Source organism: Clavibacter michiganensis subsp. insidiosus, from assembly GCF_002240565.1.
GTDB lineage: Bacteria > Actinomycetota > Actinomycetes > Actinomycetales > Microbacteriaceae > Clavibacter > Clavibacter insidiosus.
Map to the genome: position 1 here is coordinate 416,724 of NZ_MZMO01000001.1, position 19,585 is coordinate 436,308.

Here is a 19,585-nt window from a genome sequence, read left to right on the forward strand (position 1 = left end):
TCGAGGAGATCTCCCATGCCCCGGAACTGGCCAGAAGGCGCGTACGTCGCCGCCCTGCTCGTCCTGACGACCGCCACCGGCGCGATCGACGGCGTCAGCTACCTCGCCCTCGACCGCGTCTTCACCGGCAACATGACCGGCAACGTCATCTTCATCGGCTTCGGCCTGGTGGGCGTCGCCGGCGTCCCCGTGCTCAACAACGCCGTCGCGCTGCTCGCGTTCATGGCCGGCGCGGTCATCGCGTCCCGCATCACCTGCCGCGCGCCCACCGACCTGCGCCTGCCGCGGTCGGCGGCGTGGATCCTCGTCGTCAACACCCTGCTCACCTTCGCGCTCGCGGGGGCCTGGTCCGCGGTCGGCACGCTCGACACGGGCGTGATGATCGCGATCACCGGGCTCTTCTCCCTCCTGCTCGGCGCGCAGGCGGCCGCCGTGCGGAGCATCGGCCTCTCCGACCTCTCCACCGTGGTCGTGACGATGACCGCCGTGAACCTCTCCTCGGACAGCCGCGTCGCCGGCGGCACGGGGGCCGCGTGGCGCCGCCGCTTCGGCGCCATCGCGGCGATGGCGACGGGCGCGCTGGTCTCGGCGCTCATCACCACGCGCATCGGCGCCCCGTGGGCGCTGCTCGTCGCGGGGACGCTGATGGCGGCCGGGGTCGGGCTGCTGGCGAACGCGCGCCGCATCGAGCGGACGCTCGTCCGGGAGGAGGCTCCCGACCGGGCGGCGGGCGGTCCCGACGGGCTCCCGGCCTGACCTCGGCGGCGGCCGACCCGCCCTAGGGTGAGAGGGTCCGTCGCCCGACCGTCGAGGAGCGCCCGTGTCCCGTCCCTGGCCCGAGGGCTCCTACATCGCCGCCCTGCTCGTGATGACCACCGCGACGGGCGCCATCGACGGGGTCAGCTACCTCGCGCTCGACCGCGTCTTCACCGGCAACATGACCGGCAACGTGCTCTTCATCGGCTTCGGCCTGGTGGGCGTCGCCGACATCCCCGTGCTCAACAACCTCGTGGCGCTCGTGGCCTTCATGCTCGGCGCGGTCATCGCGTCGCGCATCACCCGGCGCGCGCCCACCGACGTGCACCTGCCGCGCTCCTCCGTCTGGATCCTCGTCACGGGCACCCTGGTCACGCTCGCGCTGGCCGTGGTGTGGCTCGCGGTCGGCACCCTCGAGACCGGGATCATGGTGGCCATCACCGGCTTCCTCGCGCTGCTGCTCGGCGCGCAGGCCGCGGCCGTGAAGAGCATCGGCCTGCGCGACCTCTCCACCGTCGTCGTGACCATGACGATGGTGAACCTCTCCTCCGACAGCCGGGTGGCCGGGGGCACGGGCGCCGCGTGGGCCCGCCGCATCGGCGCGATCGTGTGCATGGGGCTCGGCGCGCTCGTCGCCGCCCTCATCACGACGTACGTCGGCGGCGCGTGGGCGCTGCTCGCCGCGGGCGGCCTGATGGTGGTGGGCGTCGGCCTGCTGTGGAACGCGCGCCGGATCGAGCGCGGGCGCCTCCGCGAGGCCGTCGCGTCGGCCGATGACGCGCGCGCCGCGGCGTCGCCCGCCTGAGCGCCCCGCGCCGGCCGGCCGCACCCCCTCTGGCAGGCTGGACGCATGACGACCCCCGGTGACACCGCGCTCCTGACCATCGCCCGCGACATCGCCGTCCGCGCCGGGGAGCTCGCGCTCCGCCGTCGCCGGGAGGGCGTCGAGGTCGCCGCGTCGAAGTCGAGCCCCGAGGACATCGTCACGCACACGGACCGCGAGACCGAGGACCTCATCCGCCGAGCGCTCGAGGACGTCCGCCCCGACGACGGCTTCCTCGGCGAGGAGTCCGAGGGCACGGCGGGCACGTCCGGCCTCACTTGGGTGGTCGACCCCATCGACGGCACCGTCAACTTCCTCTACGGCATCCCCGCATGGGCCGTGAGCATCGCCGTGGTCGAGGGCGAGGCGGATCCGCTCACCTGGACCGCGCGCGCCGGCTGCGTCGTGAATCCCACCCTGGGCGAGGTCTACACGGCCACGGCGGGCGGCGGATCCGCGCTCGACGGCCGCCCGCTCGCCGTGAACTCCGGCGTGCCGCTCTCCCTCGCCCTCGTCGGCACGGGCTTCTCCTACGGCGCCGAGACGCGCATGCGGCAGGGCCGGGTGATCACCGACCTGCTCGGCGAGGTGCGCGACATCCGCCGCATCGGCGCCGCGTCGCTCGACCTCTGCAACGTGGCGGCGGGCCGCACCGACGCCTACTTCGAGCGCGGACTCAAGCCGTGGGACCACGCGGCCGGCGCCCTCATCGCCGCGGAGGCGGGTGCGCGCGTGACCGGGATCGGCGGCGGACCGGCGTCCGACGAGCTGCTCATCGCGGCGGATCCGGAGCTCGCGCGCGCCCTCGAGGAGCGGCTGGAGCGCCCGCGTGCATAGCCCCTGAGGGCCCCCGTCCGCATCCCCCGGGTGGCGCGAATCCCTTCCGCCGGTTAGCCTTTACCGATCCGTTACATGACGACCGGGCTGGTTCCGGTCGCACGCGCACGCCCCGACCGCTGTCGGCCGGCACCGCGCAGCACCTGTCCCTCGCACTAGGAGTCCCACGATCCTGTCCGTCCTCCACGCCTCGCGTGCCCCCCAGACCTCCGACCGGCGGCCCTCGTGCTGACCCCCGACGAGACCGCAGGGACCGTGTACCCGACGCGACGCGAGCGACGCGAGGCCGAGCGCCGGGCGGCCGAGGCGGCATCGGGCGGATCCGCGCCCCGGGGGGACGCGCAGGCCATCGAGGCCGCCGCTCCCGCTGCCCCGGCGGTCGAGCAGCCGGTCGAGGAGCCCGCCGTCGCGACGGACCTGCCCGCGCCGATCGCGCCCGACGCGCGGATCGCCTCCGATGCGCCGGCCGCCCCCGCGCCCCGGGTCCTCCACATCCCGGTCGAGGCCCCCGCCGCCCCCCGCACGCACCTCCCCGAGCAGGCCGAGCCCGCCGCCGCGAGCGCCGCGGACTCCGTCCCCCTCGCGAACCGCGCCCGTCGCCTCCGCGCCGCGTCCGCCGCCGCGCCCGAGTCGCGCCGCTCCTCGTACGTGCCCGCGAAGCGCGCGAGCGTCCCCGCGGCCGCCCCGCACGCGCGCATCCGCGGACGCCGCGTCCCCGTCTCCTCGCGGCCCGCGCTCGCCCCGGCGCCCGAGGCCGCCGCCGGCCGACGTCGCGCGAACGCGTCGCGCGGGCTCACGCTCCTCACCATGGCGTTCGTCGCGACGGTCACCATCGCGACCTCGCTGCCGTCCTCCGCGTTCCTCACCGGCCAGGACATGGCGCAGGCGAACGTCGTCACGGACGCCCCGGCCACCTCCGTCCCCAGCCAGAGCGTCGCGCTCTCCGCGGCGCCCGAGGCGACCGTCGTCGGCGGCACGGACGACGCCTTCACGGCCACGACGCCGCAGCAGATCATGCTGGCGCAGACGTCGAAGGGCGCCGGCGCCTTCACGAACGACATCAACGGCACCATCCAGTGGCCCTTCGCCTCGGGCGTGCCCATCAGCGGCGTCTTCGGCAAGCGCATCGCGCCCTGCTCCAACGGCTGCTCGAGCAACCACCAGGGCGTCGACTTCGCTCCCGGCCTCGGCGCGCCCATCCAGGCCATCGCCGACGGCGTCGTGCGCGAGGCCGTCAACAGCGACACCGGCCTCGGCGTCCACCTCGTCATCGACCACGTGATCGACGGGCAGCTCATCACGAGCGTCTACGGCCACCAGCTGCCCGGATCCCTGCGCGTGAAGGCCGGGGACCCCGTCAAGGTCGGCCAGCAGATCGGCCAGGTCGGCAACACGGGCGCATCCACCGGTCCGCACCTCCACCTCGAGATCCGCGTCGCCGACGGCACCGCGGTGGATCCCTTCGCCTGGCTCCAGGAGCACGCGAACTAGTGCCGGGACGGGTCAGTCCCGGATCAGCCACACGGTGGTGTCGGACGGCACGGCGTCGCCGTCGAGCGGCCGGCTCGCGAGCAGCACGCGGCCCTCGGGCAGCGGCACGGCGGCCTGCCCGAGGTTGGCGATGACCATGACGCCCGCGCTCTGGAACGCGATCACGTCGTCGCCCTCCGCGTCGATCCACTCCAGCGCGCCCAGCGCGAGCCCGTGCTCCCGGCGCAGCAGCAGCGCCTCCGTGTAGAGGGAGAGGGTCGACGCGGGATCCGCCTGCTCGGCGTCGCGCGCGAACCCGTCCCAGTCGTCGGGCTGCGGCAGCCAGCTGGCGTCGCCGTCGCTGAAGCCGTACGACGGCTTGCCCGCCTCCCACGGGATCGGCACGCGGCAGCCGTCGCGGCCGTAGCGCTCGCCCGCGGTGCGGTGGAACGTCGGATCCTGCCGCGCCTCGTCGGGCAGGCGGATGTCCTCGGGCAGCCCGAGCTCCTCGCCCTGGTAGACGTACGCGCTGCCGGGCAGCGCGAGCATGAGCGCGCTCGCGGCGCGGGCGCGACGGAGGCCGAGCTCCTCGTCGACCGTCACGGTCGACTCCGGCCCGATGCCCACGCCCTGCGGGTTCTCGCCCGAGAGCGCGAGCCGGCTCGCGTGCCGCACCACGTCGTGGTTCGAGAGGACCCACGTGCTCGGCGCGCCCACGGAGGAGAAGGTCGCGAGCGACGCGTCGATCGTCCGGCGGAGCGCCGCGGCATCCCACGGCGTCTCGAGGTAGCTGAAGTTGAAGGCCTGGTGCATCTCGTCCGGGCGCACCCAGTCGGCCAGCTTCGCGAGCGGCTCGACCCACGCCTCGGCGACCATGGCGCGGTCGCCGTCGTACGAGTCGAAGATCTCGCGCCAGTTGCGGTAGATCTCGTGCACTCCCTCCTGCGCGAAGTACGGCGGCGGGGGAGCGGGCTGGTCGTCGACGCCGCCGGCGCCGCCCATGCTGCCCTGGCCCTCGGGCGGGGTGTAGTCGGGGAGGCCGGGCGCCTTGACCATGCCGTGCGCGACGTCCACGCGGAAGCCGTCGACCCCGCGGTCGAGCCAGAAGCGGAGGATCTCGCGGAAGCGCTCGTGCACCCACGGGTTCGTCCAGTCGAGGTCGGGCTGCGACGAGTCGAACAGGTGGAGGTACCACTGGCCGGGCGTGCCGTCGGGCTCGGTGAGCCGGGTCCACGCCGGGCCGCCGAAGATCGACTCCCAGTTGTTCGGGGGCAGCTCGCCGTCGGCGCCCTTCCCGTCGCGGAAGATGTAGCGGGCGCGCTCCTCGCTGCCGGCGGGGGCGGCGAGCGCCTCCTCGAACCAGCGATGCGCGGAGGACGTGTGGTTCGGGACGATGTCGACGATCACCCGGAGGCCGAGCTCGTGCGCGCGACGCTGCATCCGCTCGAAGTCGTCGAGCGTGCCGAACAGCGGATCCACCGCGCAGTAGTCGGCGACGTCGTAGCCCGCGTCGTTCTGCGGCGAGAGGTAGAAGGGGGAGAGCCAGACGGCGTCGACCCCGAGCTCGCGGAGCGCGGGGAGCCGCTCGGTGATGCCGGGCAGGTCGCCGATGCCGTCGCCGTCGGAGTCGGCGAACGAGCGCGGGTAGATCTGGTAGATGACGGCGGTGCGCCACCACTCGGATCCGGTGCCGTGCTGCGGGGTGCTGTCGGGGTGGGCCGAGGTGTCGTCCCGGGCAGCCGTGGACAGGGCTGTGGGGGCAGGCGAAGTCATGCGACGAGCCTAGGCGACGGGCAGGGAGCGCTCCCGACGCCGAGGAGCGGCGGAATACCCGGGGGCGCGGGCCGCCTTGACCCTGGGGGCGGCCACCGCCCTCATCACCGGACGAAGGAGATCAGCCATGTCGAACCCCGCACGCGTGCCCCTCGGATCCAGCGGCCTGGAGGTGCTGCCCCTGTCCTTCGGCGGCAACGTCTTCGGCTGGACCGCCGACGAGGCCACCTCGTTCCAGCTCCTCGACGCCTACGTCGCCGCGGGCGGCAACTTCATCGACACCGCCGACGTCTACTCCGCGTGGAAGCCCGGCAACTCCGGCGGCGAGTCCGAGGAGATCATCGGCCGCTGGCTCGCCGCACGCGGCCGCCCCGACGACCTCGTCATCGCCACCAAGGTCGGTGCCCACGAGGCCGCGAAGGGCACCTCGCGCGACAGCGTCCGCCGCGGCGTCGAGGCGAGCCTCCGCCGGCTCGGCGTCGACGCGATCGACCTCTACTACGCGCACGTCGACGACCAGGACACCCCGATCGAGGAGACCGTGACTGCGCTCGCCGAGCTCGTCGCCGAGGGCAAGGTGCGCGCGATCGGCGCCTCCAACTTCACGGCCGAGCGCCTGCAGGCCGCGCTCGACGTCTCCGCGCGTGAGGGCGTCGCCCGCTTCGAGGTCCTCCAGAACCGCTACAACCTCGTCGCCCGCGACGACTACGAGGGCGCGCTCGCCGACTTGCTCGTCCGCGAGGGCATCGCCTCCGCCCCCCTACTCGAGCCTCGCCAGCGGCTTCCTCACGGGCAAGTACCGCGGCGCCGAGGTGGACAGCCCCCGCGCCGGAGCCGCCTCGAAGTACTACGACGACCACGGCCGCGCCCTCCTCGAGGTGCTCGACCGGGTCGCCGAGGCCCACGGCGTCTCCGTCACGACGGTCTCGCTCGCCTGGCTCCGGGCGCAGCCGTCGGTCACCGCGCCCATCGCCAGCGCGCGCGATCTCACCCAGCTGCCCGACCTCCTCGCCTCCGTGGAGCTCGAGCTGACGGCCGACGAGATCCGGGACCTCTCCGCGGTCTGATCCCGGAGGCCGCCCGGCCGTGCCCGGTCCGGGCCGTCACGCGTCTCGTGGGCGGTCCCGGACCTGCTATCGTCGTAGGGTTCCAGCGCGTCTCCGACGCGCCCGGGCACGCCCCCATAGCTCATTGGTAGAGCACTTCCTTGGTAAGGAAGAGGTAGTGAGTTCAATCCTCACTGGGGGCTCGATCCCGGGTCTCCCATCGCGGCGGCCACGGGGATCGTGGCGGGGTAGCTCAGGTGGTTAGAGCACACGGCTCATAATCGTGGTGTCGCGGGTTCAAGTCCCGCTCCCGCTACGGAAGCGCGGATCCCTCGGGGTCCGTCCTCCTCGATAGGCCCCGGACACCTCTCGCCAGGTTCCGGGGCCTTTCCTCTGCTCTGCCTCCGCACGCGGGGCATGAGTCGGCAGGGTCTGCCGCGTGTCCTCCCGCGGCGCCCGGCCTTCCGGCTTCCCCCGCCACGGCGTAGCCTCCGGGCATGACCCACCACGACTCCACGGACCCCACCGACCACGACGACGTGCTCTACAAGACCCAGGGCAACCCCGTCCCCGACGCGCACGACGAGGAGCGCCGCGAGGCGCCCGCCGGCGGCGACTACACCGCCAGCGAGTCGGAGGAGGAGAAGGAGGCGCGCGAGGGCGGCGCCTGATCCGCATCCCGCGCACCGAGCGCACGAGGGCCGCCGCGACGCGTTCGCGGCGGCCCTCGTGCGTGCGGGCGCCGCTCGCCGGACGGCCCGCAGCTGCCCTCGGCGGGGGCGACACGCCGGGCCGGCACGGCCGTCGGATCCGCTCCGGCTGTCCGGATCCGCATGACGACGCGGAAGGCGTCGCGACACGCCGAAACACTAGATGTAGTGGAATGACAGGTCTGTAGTTCGGGTTATATAGTGGAGAACCTCACCGCCCACCGGGTGGCCGAGCAACCCGGATCCTCGCGAAGACGCGGATCCGGAGGCCATCGGGGCGAGAGCCACGAGACCTGAGGAGCCGCACCGGCGGTTCCCGACCAGACACAACGGGAGGCACCCATGGACTACGACAACAACGACACCGTCGGCGGCTACGCGATCCCCGTCGACCCCATGGAGCTCCTGCAGTGCGACTCCTGCCAGTAGGCAGCTGACGCCGCGGCAGCGGAATCGCGACCCGGGCCCCGGTCCCCACGAGAAGTGGGGGCTGGGGCTCTCGCGTACCCGCGGGCGCGGACGCCCGCCGCGTAGGATCGTCCGGTGCCAGTGAATCCAGACCTCCAGGGTCGCGTGCTCCCCGCCGCCGCCCCGTACCTGGTGGGACGCGAGAAGGTGCGCGAATTCGCCCGCGCCGTCGGCGCCACCCACCCCGTCCACCTCGACCCCGAGGCCGCGCGCGCCGCCGGCCACGCCGACGTGGTCGCGCCGAGCACGTTCCCCGTCGTCGTCCAGGAGGCGACGCTCGCGCAGCTGCTCGCCGAGCCCGACGCCGGCATCGACTTCAGTCGCGTGGTCCACGGCGAGCAGGCGTTCACGTACTCCCGGCCGGTGGTCGCGGGCGACGAGCTGACCGCGACGCTCACCGTCACCAAGGTGGCCACCCTCGGCGGCAACGCGATGGTGACCGCCGAGTCCGCCATGGTCGACGGATCCGGCGCGCACGTCGTCACGGCCGTCTCCACCCTCGTCGTCCGCGGGGACGACGCGTGAGCGCCGTGCCCGTGCTCGCCGACCTCGCCGTGGGTGACGTCGTGGCGGAGCGATCGCTGCACCTCACCCGCGACTCCCTCGTCCGCTACGCGGGCGCGTCGGGCGACTTCAACCCCATCCACTACCGCGACGACGTGGCCGCGTCGGTCGGGCTGCCGGGCGTCCTCGCCCACGGCATGCTGACGATGGGCCAGGCCGTGCAGCCCGTGGCCGACTGGGTGGGCGATCCCTCGCGCATCGTGTCCTACGGCGTGCGCTTCACGCGGCCCGTGGTCGTGGATCCCGCCGACGGCCAGGACCTCTCGATCATCGCCAAGGTGGGCGCGATCGACGCCGATGCCGGCACCGCGCGCATCGACATCGCCGTCTCCGTCGACGGGAAGACCGTCCTCGGCCGCGCCCAGGCGCAGGTCCGGCTGGCGTAGGGCCCCCGTGACGATCCAGACCCACCGCGACGCCCCGCTCGCCGACCTCACCACCCTGCGCGTCGGCGGTCCGGCCGAGGAGCTCGTCACCGTGAGCGAGCGCGATGAGCTCGTCGACACGCTCCTCGGCCTGTGGGCCGTGGGCGAGGACTGGATGGTCCTCGGCGGCGGATCCAACTCCCTCATCTCGGACGAGGGCGTGGAGGGCACCGTCATCCGCATCGCGACCCGCGGCGTCGAGGTGGGCGACGAGCGGGCCGACGGCACCGTGCTCGTGCGCGTCGAGGCCGGCGAGCCGTGGGACGCGCTCGTCGCGCGCACCGTGGCCGACGGGCTCGCGGGGCTCGAGGCGCTCTCAGGGATCCCCGGATCCACCGGCGCCTCGCCCGTGCAGAACATCGGCGCGTACGGCCAGGAGGTGGCCGACGTCCTGGAGCGCATCGACTTCCTCGACTACGAGACCGGCGAGGTGGAGCGCCTCAGCGCCGCCGACCTCGGCCTCGGCTACCGCACCTCCGCGCTGAAGCGCGGACGCGCGGGCGTCGTGCTCGCGGTGGACTTCGCGCTCACCCGGGGAGACGGCCCCGACGCGCTCGGCCTGCCCGTCGCGTACCCGCAGCTCGCCGGCGCGCTCGGCGTGGAGGTCGGCGACCGCGTGCCCGTCGCCCGCGTCCGCGAGACCGTGCTGGCGCTCCGCGCGTCCAAGGGCATGGTGCTCGACGACGCCGATCACGACACGTGGAGCGCGGGCTCGTTCTTCACGAACCCCATCGTCAGCGCCGCGTTCGCCCGCACGCTGCCGGCCGACGCCCCGCGCTGGCCGCAGGAGGATCCGCCCCAGGACCTCGTCGTGCCGCTCGGCGACCAGTGGGAGGTGGCCGAGGCCATCGAGCGCGAGGCCGCTGCTCGCCGTCGACGCGAGCCGGCCGGCGTGAAGCTCAGCGCCGCGTGGCTGATCGAGCACTCGGGGGTGCAGCGCGGGTTCCGGCTGCCGGGATCCGGTGCGGCCGTCTCCTCCAAGCACACGCTCGCGCTCACCAACCGCGGCACCGCGACCGCTGAGCACGTCGCCGCCCTCGCGCGCTACGTGCAGGGCCGCGTGATGGGCGAGCACGGCGTGATCCTGCAGCCCGAGCCCGTGCTGGTCGGCCTCGCCCTCTAGGGGCGGGCCGACCCGCGGGGGCCGGGCGGCGGATCAGGCCAGCAGGTCGCGGATCCGGCGCACGCCCTCGAGCAGCGCCTCGTCGCCGAGCGCGTAGCTGAAGCGCAGGAACCCGCTCGGGCCGAACGCCTCGCCGGGGACGGCGGCGATCTCCGCCTTCTCGAGCAGCACGTCGGCGACCTCGAGCGAGGTGGTCGGCGTCACGCCGTCGATGTCGCGGCCGAAGAGGCCCGTCACGTCGGGGTAGACGTAGAACGCGCCCTGCGGTGTGGGCGTGACGAAGCCGGGGACGGCGTCGAGCTCGGCGACGATCGTGCGGCGGCGGCGGTCGAAGGCCTCGCGCATCCGGTCGACCGTGTCGCGGGGGCCCCGGAGCGCCGCGATGGCCGCGCGCTGCGAGACGTTCGAGGCGTTCGAGGAGAGGTGCGATTGCAGGTTGCCCGCGGCCTTGATGGCGTCGGCCGGGCCGACCATCCACCCCACGCGCCAGCCCGTCATGGCGTACGTCTTGGCGACGCCGTTGACGAGGATCGTGCGGTCCGCCAGGGCCGGCACGACGTCGACGATGCTCGCGGCCTCGGCCCCGTCGTAGACCAGGTCCTGGTAGATCTCGTCGCTGATGACCCAGAGTCCCTTGGAGTCGGCCCACTCGCCGATCTCGCGGGTCTGCTCGCGCGAGTAGACGGCGCCCGTGGGGTTCGAGGGCGAGACGAACAGCAGCACCTTGGTGCGCGGCGTCCACGCGGCCTCGAGCTGCTCGACGGTCACGAGGTAGCCCTGGTCGGCGCCCGCGAAGACGTCGACCGGAACGCCGCCCGCGAGGCGGATGGCCTCGGGGTAGGTGGTCCAGTAGGGCGTGGGCACGAGGACCTCGTCGCCCGGGTCGAGCAGCGTCTGGAACGCCTGGTAGACGGCCTGCTTGCCGCCGTTGGTGACGATGATCCGGTCGATGCCCACGTCGAGGCCGGAGGAGGCGCGGGTCTTGTCGGCTATCGCCTCGCGGAGGTCGGGGAGGCCGGCGGCCGCGGTGTAGCGGTGGTTGCGGGGATCCCGCGCGGCCTCGACCGCGGCCTCGACCACGTAGTCGGGCGTCGGGAAGTCGGGCTCGCCTGCCGCGAAGCTGATGACGGGGCGTCCGGCGGCCTGCAGGGCCTTGGCCTTGCCGTCGACCTTGAGGGTCGCGGACTCGGCGATGGATCCGATGCGGGTGGAGACGCGGCTGAGGGGGACGGTGCTCTGCGGTTCGGCCATGCATGTGAGCATAGGGATGCGCGCCCGCCGCCACGCGGGTGGCGACGCCCGCCTGGCCGCCGCCCGACCGTGCGCCCGCGGATGCTGGTACACTCGTCCGGGTCGGTATCTCCGCCAAGCTCTTCCGCGCCTTGTTCCGTCCGTGCTCGCACGGTCGTGGCGCATGAGGGCAGGCGGGTGTCGACGCAGAGGGTGGTGGCTCAATTGGTAGAGCAGCGGTCTCCAAAACCGCAGGTTGCAGGTTCGAGTCCTGTCCGCCCTGCTAGATGGAACGGGTCCCCGGGCGCGTGACATCGCGGCTCGCCCGAACTCCGGGCGGAAGCCGAGCAATGCAGGAAGGGACCCACGCGTGGCGCGGAAGATCGTCGACGAGCCGAGCGAGGAGATCGTCGCGCAGGCTCGCGAGCAGCGGGATGCGCGACGCAACCCCTTCGCCCGGCTGGTGCTCTTCATCAAGCAGGTCGTGCAGGAACTCAAGAAGGTGGTCACCCCCACCCGCAAGGAGCTGCTGACGTTCACGGGAGTGGTGCTGGCCTTCGTCATCGTCATGATGGTGATCGTCTCGCTCCTCGACCAGCTGTTCGGGTACCTCGCCATCGTGGTGTTCGGCAACGGCGCCTAGCACCAGGGCCTCCACGCGGAGGCGGCACGGCCCGGGAGGGCGAGCGGCGCGGACCACGGGTCCACGCGCGCGGAGCACGGCAGCGGCGCGGACACCCGCGGGTCCCGCATCCGCGCGGCCCGGCGCCCGGGAGCAGCACGGCACAGAACGGCAACGCACGACGAAGAACGAGGGAAGTAGATCCATTGGCTGAGAGCAAGCGCGACGACGTCGACCTCGCCCCCGCGGCGGAGCAGTCCTCCGAGGTGGACGAGGTCCAGGAGGGCCACGCCATCGAGTCCTCCGAGGAGAGCTCGGACGCGGCGGAGCACACCGCCCTGCACGTCGAGTCCGACTCGGTCGAGACCGACCTGACGGCGGCGCTCGACGCGATGGAGTCCGTCGCGGACCCCGAGGCCGACGCCATCGTCGAGGACGCGCTCGACGTCGACTCCGCCGACGAGGCCGAGGCCGCCGTCGAGGCGACCGACGACGAGGCGGAGGAGGAGGCGGCCGAGGAGGCCCTCGAGCCCGCCGACGTCGCGCCCGCCACGGCGGAGGACATCGCCGAGGCCGAGGCCGACCTCGTCCCCGACGAGGCCGCGTCCGAGGACGACGCCGAGGTCGACCCCTATGAGGACTTCCGCAAGGAGCTCCGATCCAAGCCGGGCAAGTGGTACGTCATCCACTCCTACGCGGGCTTCGAGCGCCGCGTGAAGAGCAACATCGAGAACCGCATGGTGTCGCTCAACATGGAGGACGACATCTACCAGATCGAGGTCCCGATGGAGGACGTCGTCGAGATCAAGAACGGCCAGCGCAAGATGGTCAACCGGGTGCGCATCCCGGGCTACGTGCTCGTGCGCATGAGCCTCAACGAGGACAGCTGGTCGGTCGTCCGCCACACCCCCGGCGTCACGGGCTTCGTGGGCAACGCCCACAACCCCACGCCCCTCCGCTTCGAGGAGGCCTTCTCCATGCTGAAGAGCCTCGTCGAGATCAAGGAGGTGGCGCAGGTCAAGGGCCAGCCCACCAAGGGCGGCCAGGCGCAGCGCGTCGTCGCCGCCGAGGTCGACTTCGAGATCGGCGAGACGATCACGATCAAGGAGGGCTCGTTCGCGGGCCTCCCCGGCTCCATCAGCGAGATCAAGCCCGAGAGCGGCAAGCTCACGGTGCTCGTCTCCCTGTTCGAGCGCGAGACCCCGGTCGAGCTCAGCTTCGACCAGGTCACCAAGCTCTAGGCGGTCGGGCCGCGCGGCCCGCTCGATCTAGCAATCAAGAAGAAGGAAGAGAAATGGCACCGAAGAAGAAGGTCACGGGTCTGATCAAGCTGCAGATCAAGGCCGGCGCCGCCAACCCCGCACCGCCCATCGGGCCGGCGCTGGGACAGCACGGCGTCAACATCATGGAGTTCTGCAAGGCGTACAACGCCCAGACCGAGGCTCAGCGCGGGAACGTCATCCCCGTCGAGATCACCGTCTACGAGGACCGGACGTTCACGTTCATCCTCAAGACGCCCCCGGCCGCGGAGCTCATCAAGAAGGCCGCCGGAGTCGCCAAGGGCTCGGGCACGCCGCACACGGTCAAGGTCGCGAAGCTCACGATGGACCAGGTCCGCGAGATCGCCGAGCAGAAGCAGGCCGACCTCAACGCCAACGACATCGACGCCGCGGCGAAGATCATCGCCGGCACCGCCCGCTCCATGGGCATCACGGTCGAGGCCTAGCCTCTACCACCCCGCGGGTCCCGTCCGGGATCCGCTCCAGCATCACGCGGGAGAGCCGGCCAGGCTCACATCAACCGCACTCTCGAATCAGGAGACACGAATGGCGAAGTCAAAGGCCTACCGGGCCGCAGCCGAGAAGATCGATCCCGCCAAGGCGTACACCGCCTCGGAGGCCGTCGAGCTCGCGCGCGAGACCGGTTCCCGCAAGTTCGACAGCACCGTCGAGGTCGCGCTCAAGCTCGGCGTCGACCCCCGCAAGGCAGACCAGATGGTCCGCGGCACCGTCATCCTTCCTCACGGTACCGGCAAGACTGCTCGCGTCATCGTCTTCGCGACGGGCCCCGCGGCCGAGGCGGCCATCGCCGCAGGCGCCGACGAGGTCGGCGGCGACGAGCTCATCGAGAAGGTGGCGGGCGGCTACACGTCGTTCGACTCCGCCGTCTCGACGCCCGAGCTCATGGGCAAGGTCGGTCGTCTCGGCAAGGTGCTCGGCCCGCGCGGCCTCATGCCCAACCCGAAGACCGGCACGGTCACCCCGGACGTCGCGCGCGCGGTGTCCGACATCAAGGGCGGCAAGATCGAGTTCCGCGTCGACAAGCACGCGAACGTGCACTTCGTGGTCGGCAAGGCGAGCTTCTCGCCCGAGCAGCTCTCGGAGAACGTCGGCGCCGCGCTCGAGGAGATCGTCCGCCTCAAGCCGTCCTCCTCGAAGGGCCGCTACGTGCAGAAGGCCACGGTCTCCACGACCTTCGGCCCCGGGATCCCGGTGGACGTCAACTCCATCTAGCACCGCCGCGCGGAAGCGCACGCACGACCAGCAGCACAGGAAGGGCCCGCCTCGGCGGGCCCTTCCGTCGTCCCCGGGTCGCGCGGCTGCCTAGGCTCGTCAGGGTGAGCATCCCGGATCCCGCCGTCGCCCCCGTCCCCGCCGTCCCGTCCTTCCGTGTCGCCTCGCCCGGTGACGCGGAGGAGGTGGCCGCCCTCGCCGCCCGCACCTTCGCGCTCGCGTGCCCGCCGACGACCACGGCCGAGGCGATCGTGGAGCACATCCGCACCGTCCTGTCGCCAGCGCGCTTCCGGGCGCACCTCGCGGATCCCGCGCACCGGGTCGTGCTCGCGGAGGTCGCGGGCCGGGCGGTCGGCTACACGATGGTCGTCGCGGCGCCGCCTGCGGACGCCGACGTGGCGGGAGCGCTCCGGCTGCGGCCGGAGGTCGAGCTGAGCAAGGTGTACGTCGAGCAGGGGTCGCACGGTGCGGGTGTCGCGCGGCCGCTCATGGCCGAGACGCTGCGGGTCGCCCGCGAGCTGGCAGGGGAGCGGGGGCGGGACGCCGAGGCCGGGATCTGGCTCGGCGTCAACGAGCACAACGCGCGCGCCATCCGCTTCTACGAGCGCAGCGGCTTCCGCATCGTGGGGACCCGGTCGTTCCGGCTCTCGGATGCGGTGGAGACGGATCACGTGATGGAGCAGGCGCTGGCGGCGCCCGCCGGGGAGTGAGCGGGATCAGCCCCGCGCCACGTTGAGCACGACCTTGCCGCGGGCGTGGCCGCTCTCCATGTGACGGTGCGCCTCGGCGGCGTCCTCCAGGTCGAAGACCTCGTCGACGTAGACCTTGATGTCGCCCGACTCCAGCAGCCGCGAGATCACCGCGAGCTTCTGCCCGTCGGGCGCGACCTCGTAGTGGGTGGCGCGCACGCCGACCGCGGCCGCGTCCTGCACGAGGGTCGGCCAGCCGCGGACGGGCGCGCTGACCAGGAGGCCGCCCCGCCGGAGGACCTGCAGCGAGCGGGTGCCGGTGTCGTCGGTGCAGTTGCCGACCAGGTCGATCACGACGTCCACGTCGGCGAGCACGTCCTCGAAGCGCACCTGCGAGCGGTCGATGACCTCGTCGGCGCCGAGCTCCGCCAGCCAGTCGACGTTGCGGGGCGAGCCTGTCGCGACCACCCGGGCGCCGAAGTGCCGCGCGAACTGCACCGCGAAGTGGCCGACGCCGCCCGCGCCCGCGTGCACCAGGACGACCTGGCCCTCGTGCGCCCGGCCGATGTCGACGACCATGCCCCACGCGGTGAGGGCGCTGACGGGCGTCGCCGCGGCCTCGACGTGCGAGAGCCGGGCGGGCTTCCGGGCGAGGCTCACGCTGGGGACGGCGATGTAGGGGGCGTAGCTGCCGGGCATCCGCGGCACCATAGCGAGGCCGAACACCTCGTCGCCCGGGTGCAGCGCGTGGTCCTCGTAGGGCGACTCGACGACGACGCCGCTGAAGTCGCGGCCGAGCACCGCGGGCAGGCTGCCGAGCGTCGGGCCGCCGGGCTCGCCCGCGCGGAGCCGCAGGTCGATGGGGTTCACGCCCGCGGCGACGACCTTCACGAGCACCTCCGAGTCGAGGCGGTGCGGCACCGGCACGTCGGCGACGTGCAGGACCTCGGGTCCGCCGGTCTCCGTGACGACGACCGCGCGCATGGTCTCCCCGCGCGGCGCGAGGGCGATGGCGGCGGCCGCCCGATCCCGCTCGGCCTCCGCGGCGACGCCGGCTCTGGACTGGATGACCTGGCTCATCGTGCGACCCCTCCTCGGAACGCGGCGGCGTGGTGGATCCCACCGCGCCCCCGCTCGTCCAGTGAAGTCGCCGCGTGAGTCGGGCGTGTTTCCGCGGTGTTCCCCGGGCGAGAAGAATGCCGAGGGCACTCGCCGACGGCGATGGGCCGCGCACCGGGCCAGGCGGTGCGGGCAGCGCGGCTCAGGCCAGGCCGCGGGCTCCCGCCGGCGCGTTCGCCATCCGCACGATGAGCGCGATGAGGTCGTTCGCCCGCGCCACCAGCGCGGCGATCTCCGCCTCGTCGCGGTCGATCCACTTCCACTTCGGGATGTCGTGCACGGGCACGAAGTCCACGTGCTGCTCCCAGACGATGAGCGAGCGGTCGGCACCGAGCACGTACTGCTGCCACCAGATCTGCCGCAGGTAGTTGCGCGGGATGCTCCGCCACGGCTTGGCGGTCGTCTTGATCTCCGCGAGCTCGAGCCGTCCGTCGGCCCGCAGGCCCACGCCGTCGGGGGTCGCGAGGTGCCGTCGCTGGCCCTCCGCGTGGAACAGGTGCGCGCTCGGGACGATGCCGTGCTCGGCCTCGACCCAGCGGGCGATCTCGGGCTCGCGCTCCCGGCCGTGGTCGGTGTAGCGGTTGCCGCCGAAGCCGGATCCGTAGAGCTTCTCGAGCGCGACGGCCTGCAGCGACGCGTCGGTCGCGAGGCGCGCGACGTCGGTCGCGGTGATGCCGAAGCTGCGGGCGCGGAGCCAGGCGACGCGATCCGACGAGTGGGCGAGGATGCGCGTCAGGTGCGGCGGGGGAGGAGGCGGCGCGGGGGCAGCGGGGGCGAGGTCGTCCTCCCAGGGGAAGGCCAGCATCTCGTCCGTCACGGGCTCCAGGGTACGCGCCGGATCCGGCACGGGCCGCCTCGACGCGGGCGGATCGTGCCGTCCCGAGGAGACGATGTCAACAGGTGATGCGCATCCGCCCAGGGCACGGAAGATCGTGCTAGAAAGACGTCGTCCCACCCACCCAGAGGAAGGAACGGCAATGTCACTGCTCATGGAGACGGCGGCGCCTGCGGCGCTGCCCACCACCGCGCCCGAGGTCGCCCCCGCGGCCGGAGGCGACGCGACGTCGGACGCGCTGCTGGCGGAGGCCTTCGGCTTCACCATCACGCACCGCGGCGCGGAGGAGGAGATCGTGATGGGCGACGTCACCCTGTGCTGCAGCACGACGTGCTCGTCGAGCGGCAACGGCCGGCAGCAGCAGCGCTGATCGCCCCCGCATGGATTCGTCGACCACGTACTCGGTGAGTCCCCGCTACGCCGTCGGGGAGGTGGAGGACACCCTCCACCTCCTCGGCGGTCGCGAGCTGGTCTCCCCGCAGCTGCCCTCGGGCGACGCCGTCTCCGCGGTGTCGCGCCTCCTCTCCCGTCCCTTCACCCGCGCGGACCTCGACCGGGCGTTCGCCGCGCACGCCCCCGCCGTGGCGCACCTGGTCGACGAGCTCGTGCTGCGCGACGTCGTGGTCGGGGCGCCGACCGGCTCCGCGGGATCCGTCCCCGACGAGCTGGCGCACGTGCTCGACGAGGCGCGGCGCAACGGCGGCGACCGCACCGGGCTCGGTCCCGTGCGGGATCCCGCCTCGCCCGCGCGGGTGGCGCTCGTGGGCGACATGATCCCGTCGCTGCTCACGGGCCTCGCGGAGGCGCTCCCCTCCGCCGAGCTCGGCGACGAGGACGACGCCGACCTGGTCATCGCGGTGGGCACCCGGCATGTCCTCCGTGACGTCGGGGCGCGCATGCACGTCGCCGGGCGCCCGTGGCTCCCCGTGCACCCGTTCGACGGCCGGTTCCAGCTCGTCGGGCCGGTCGTCGTGCCCGGCGAGGGGCCGTGCCTCGAATGCGTCGCGCTGCGCTGGGCGTCGACCACGCCGTTCGCCGCGGATCACGCCGCGGCGGCCGACGCGGTCGCCGTCGTGCCGCGCGACCCGAGCCTCGACGCCATCACGGCCGGGTTCGCCGCGCGCTACGCCGCCCGGTGGATCCACGCGCACGACTGGCTCGTCGCCAGCACCGTGCTCGTGATCGAGCCGAAGGTCATGGAGGCGGAGGCGCACGCCGTGTTCCGCGTCGCGCGCTGCGGCACGTGCGGCCCGCGCCCCTACGGCGGCGTGGCCTCGCCGTGGCGGGCATGAGCCGCGGCGGCGCGGGCGTCGTCAGCCCGTACACGGGACTCGTGGAGCACGCGCACCCCATGGCCTTCACGCCCGACGCCATCCCGGACGCGCTCTACTCGGGCCGCTCCGCGGACACGGGGTTCCTCACCGGCACGGAGACCGAGCGCTTCAGCATGGGGCCGGGCGGGTCCCGGATGGAGGCGCGCCGCTCCTGCATCGGCGAGGCCGTCGAGCGCATGTCGCTCGCGGGCGCGCCCGGCGGATTCCGCGCGCCCCTCGGGGCCGACGCCCGTCAGGTGGGGCCGGACGCCTTCCAGCGCTTCCATCCGACGCAGCGCGAGGATCCGGCCTTCCACTACGAGCGCGCCCAGCCGGGCGACCTCCTCACCTGGATGCCGGCGCGGTCGCTGCACCGGGGCACGACCGTCCACGTGCTGGCGCAGCTCGTGGTGTTCGACGACCCGCACCGCGCGGACGGGCACCGGGAGCCGCACGTGGAGCCGGCCACCTCGTCCGGCGTCGCGGCGGGGCCGCACTTCGGGTTCGCCGCGGGCCGCGCGGTGCTGGAGCTCATCGAGCGCGACGCGTTCCAGCGCATGTGGCTGCGCGGATCCACGCCCCCGGGCTTCGACTGGCGCGGCAGCCCGCGGCTGACCGACGCGACGCTCCGCGAGCTGGAGCGCCTGGAGGAGCTGTGCGGCCGGTTCGGGGCGTCGTTCTCGGTGCGCGTGCTGGACGCGGCGGCCGACGTGCCCGTCCTCCTCGCGGTCATGCGCAGCGACCGCATCGGCGTCGCGGTGGGCTGCGCGGCGGACTTCCGGCTCGACCGGGCGATCCTCAACGCGGTCCGCGAGGCGCTGCACACCCACAACTGGTGCCTGCGGCTGCTCGCGGAGCCGACGATCGACCCGGCCGACGTGGTCGAGTTCGAGGACCACATCCGGCTGCACTGCCGCCCATCGGCGCGCCCGCTCACGGCGGCGCTCGACGCGTCGGACGCGCGGGTCGCGGCCGTCGGCGGCCCGGCCAGCTGGGCGGAGGTCGTCGCCGGGCTCGACCGCGAGGGCATCGAGGTGCTGCTCGCGGACATCACGGCACCCGAGGTGCGCGCGGCCGGCTTCCACGTGGTGCGCGCGCTCAGCCCCGACCTGGTGGCGCTCGACGTGGTGCACGCCGCGCGGTTCCTCGGGCACCCGCGCCTCTATCGGCGGTGGCGCGACGGGCCCGCGATCGACGGGCCGGCCGACCTCGTCCGCGTCCCGCACCCGTTCCCGTGACGGCCTGCCCCGCCCGTCCCCGCCGCCGTCC

The 19,585-nt window shown here is 73.4% G+C and carries 20 protein-coding genes, 3 tRNA genes and 1 pseudogene; 20 read left to right on the top strand and 4 right to left on the bottom strand.

From position 1 onward, the window contains the following. Positions 1 to 15 precede the first annotated feature (15 nt). The 4 genes from B5P21_RS02240 (at position 16) to B5P21_RS02255 (ending at position 3,907) form a co-directional block, all read left to right on the top strand. Positions 16 to 756 (top strand): YoaK family protein, encoded by a 741-nt coding sequence (locus tag B5P21_RS02240; RefSeq protein ID WP_045529885.1) that lies wholly within the window; start codon positions 16 to 18, stop codon positions 754 to 756. Positions 757 to 820: 64 nt separating this feature from the next. Beyond that, positions 821 to 1,561 carry a YoaK family protein gene (locus tag B5P21_RS02245; protein ID WP_045529884.1) on the top strand — a complete coding sequence of 247 codons (741 nt, stop codon included), beginning with the start codon at positions 821 to 823 and terminating at the stop codon, positions 1,559 to 1,561. Between the two features lie 45 nt (positions 1,562 to 1,606). Beyond that, complete coding sequence (locus tag B5P21_RS02250; protein ID WP_045529883.1) at positions 1,607 to 2,416, top strand: inositol monophosphatase family protein; 810 nt, start codon at positions 1,607 to 1,609, stop codon at positions 2,414 to 2,416. 255 nt (positions 2,417 to 2,671) lie between these two features. Then, positions 2,672 to 3,907, top strand: coding sequence for a M23 family metallopeptidase (locus B5P21_RS02255; protein WP_246865235.1), 1,236 nt, complete (start codon positions 2,672 to 2,674; stop codon positions 3,905 to 3,907). Between the two features lie 12 nt (positions 3,908 to 3,919). On the opposite strand, the gene B5P21_RS02260 is transcribed toward B5P21_RS02255, so the two are convergent. Next, complete coding sequence (locus B5P21_RS02260) at positions 3,920 to 5,659, bottom strand: glycoside hydrolase family 13 protein (protein WP_094170713.1); 1,740 nt, start codon at positions 5,657 to 5,659, stop codon at positions 3,920 to 3,922. A gap of 127 nt (positions 5,660 to 5,786) precedes the next feature. Here B5P21_RS02260 and B5P21_RS02265 point away from each other — a divergent pair. The 7 genes and pseudogenes from B5P21_RS02265 (at position 5,787) to B5P21_RS02295 (ending at position 9,995) form a co-directional block, all read left to right on the top strand. Continuing rightward, positions 5,787 to 6,726 (top strand): annotated as a pseudogene (locus tag B5P21_RS02265) (aldo/keto reductase). Positions 6,727 to 6,836: 110 nt separating this feature from the next. Then, positions 6,837 to 6,908: transfer RNA gene (locus tag B5P21_RS02270), tRNA-Thr, on the top strand. A gap of 39 nt (positions 6,909 to 6,947) precedes the next feature. Then, a tRNA-Met gene (locus B5P21_RS02275) sits at positions 6,948 to 7,021 on the top strand. Between the two features lie 181 nt (positions 7,022 to 7,202). Then, positions 7,203 to 7,376: a hypothetical protein gene (locus tag B5P21_RS16740; protein WP_165770596.1), complete on the top strand. Its 174-nt coding sequence runs from the start codon at positions 7,203 to 7,205 to the stop codon at positions 7,374 to 7,376. A gap of 582 nt (positions 7,377 to 7,958) precedes the next feature. Then, positions 7,959 to 8,408, top strand: coding sequence for an FAS1-like dehydratase domain-containing protein (locus B5P21_RS02285; protein WP_045529879.1), 450 nt, complete (start codon positions 7,959 to 7,961; stop codon positions 8,406 to 8,408). After that, entirely contained in the window at positions 8,405 to 8,833 is a 429-nt protein-coding gene (locus tag B5P21_RS02290; protein WP_045529878.1) for a MaoC/PaaZ C-terminal domain-containing protein, read from the top strand. The genes B5P21_RS02285 and B5P21_RS02290 overlap by 4 nt, the downstream gene beginning before the upstream one ends. A 7-nt stretch (positions 8,834 to 8,840) precedes the next feature. After that, the gene (locus B5P21_RS02295; RefSeq protein ID WP_045529877.1) at positions 8,841 to 9,995 is read left to right on the top strand and encodes a UDP-N-acetylmuramate dehydrogenase; all 1,155 of its coding nucleotides are present in this window, start codon (positions 8,841 to 8,843) and stop codon (positions 9,993 to 9,995) included. Positions 9,996 to 10,028: 33 nt separating this feature from the next. On the opposite strand, the gene B5P21_RS02300 is transcribed toward B5P21_RS02295, so the two are convergent. Next, positions 10,029 to 11,246 carry a pyridoxal phosphate-dependent aminotransferase gene (locus B5P21_RS02300; RefSeq protein WP_165770597.1) on the bottom strand — a complete coding sequence of 406 codons (1,218 nt, stop codon included), beginning with the start codon at positions 11,244 to 11,246 and terminating at the stop codon, positions 10,029 to 10,031. 189 nt (positions 11,247 to 11,435) lie between these two features. On the opposite strand from B5P21_RS02300, the gene B5P21_RS02305 reads away from it, so the two are divergent. From B5P21_RS02305 to B5P21_RS02330, 6 genes are all read left to right on the top strand, one after another. Beyond that, a tRNA-Trp gene (locus tag B5P21_RS02305) sits at positions 11,436 to 11,508 on the top strand. A gap of 87 nt (positions 11,509 to 11,595) precedes the next feature. Next, positions 11,596 to 11,868 carry a preprotein translocase subunit SecE gene (gene secE / locus B5P21_RS02310; protein WP_012039478.1) on the top strand — a complete coding sequence of 91 codons (273 nt, stop codon included), beginning with the start codon at positions 11,596 to 11,598 and terminating at the stop codon, positions 11,866 to 11,868. A 185-nt stretch (positions 11,869 to 12,053) separates the two neighbouring features. After that, a complete protein-coding gene (nusG, locus tag B5P21_RS02315) occupies positions 12,054 to 13,088 on the top strand; it encodes a transcription termination/antitermination protein NusG (RefSeq protein ID WP_045529875.1) in 1,035 nt (344 codons plus the stop codon). Positions 13,089 to 13,141: 53 nt separating this feature from the next. Further along, a complete protein-coding gene (gene rplK / locus B5P21_RS02320; protein ID WP_012039476.1) occupies positions 13,142 to 13,573 on the top strand; it encodes a 50S ribosomal protein L11 in 432 nt (143 codons plus the stop codon). A gap of 100 nt (positions 13,574 to 13,673) precedes the next feature. Beyond that, a complete protein-coding gene (gene rplA, locus B5P21_RS02325) occupies positions 13,674 to 14,360 on the top strand; it encodes a 50S ribosomal protein L1 (protein ID WP_045529874.1) in 687 nt (228 codons plus the stop codon). Positions 14,361 to 14,464: 104 nt separating this feature from the next. Beyond that, a complete protein-coding gene (locus B5P21_RS02330) occupies positions 14,465 to 15,070 on the top strand; it encodes a GNAT family N-acetyltransferase (protein ID WP_045529873.1) in 606 nt (201 codons plus the stop codon). A gap of 6 nt (positions 15,071 to 15,076) precedes the next feature. Here the strand turns inward: B5P21_RS02330 and B5P21_RS02335 are convergent, their stop codons facing one another. Both B5P21_RS02335 and B5P21_RS02340 read right to left on the bottom strand, forming a co-directional pair. Then, the gene (locus B5P21_RS02335) at positions 15,077 to 16,033 is read right to left on the bottom strand and encodes an NADP-dependent oxidoreductase (RefSeq protein WP_045530625.1); all 957 of its coding nucleotides are present in this window, start codon (positions 16,031 to 16,033) and stop codon (positions 15,077 to 15,079) included. A 277-nt stretch (positions 16,034 to 16,310) separates the two neighbouring features. Next, the gene (locus B5P21_RS02340; RefSeq protein WP_052663280.1) at positions 16,311 to 16,973 is read right to left on the bottom strand and encodes a YqaJ viral recombinase family protein; all 663 of its coding nucleotides are present in this window, start codon (positions 16,971 to 16,973) and stop codon (positions 16,311 to 16,313) included. A 172-nt stretch (positions 16,974 to 17,145) separates the two neighbouring features. Between B5P21_RS02340 and B5P21_RS02345 the strand changes: the two genes are divergently transcribed. The 3 genes from B5P21_RS02345 to B5P21_RS02355 are packed head-to-tail and all read left to right on the top strand — an operon-like array spanning position 17,146 to position 19,554. After that, complete coding sequence (locus B5P21_RS02345) at positions 17,146 to 17,373, top strand: hypothetical protein (RefSeq protein WP_045529872.1); 228 nt, start codon at positions 17,146 to 17,148, stop codon at positions 17,371 to 17,373. A gap of 10 nt (positions 17,374 to 17,383) precedes the next feature. Beyond that, on the top strand, positions 17,384 to 18,295 hold the full coding sequence (locus tag B5P21_RS02350) for a TOMM precursor leader peptide-binding protein (RefSeq protein ID WP_094170715.1): 912 nt from the start codon (positions 17,384 to 17,386) through the stop codon (positions 18,293 to 18,295). Then, positions 18,292 to 19,554, top strand: coding sequence for a YcaO-like family protein (locus tag B5P21_RS02355; RefSeq protein ID WP_045530621.1), 1,263 nt, complete (start codon positions 18,292 to 18,294; stop codon positions 19,552 to 19,554). Before B5P21_RS02350 ends, B5P21_RS02355 begins: the two co-directional genes overlap by 4 nt. The last annotated feature ends 31 nt before the right edge of the window (positions 19,555 to 19,585 follow it).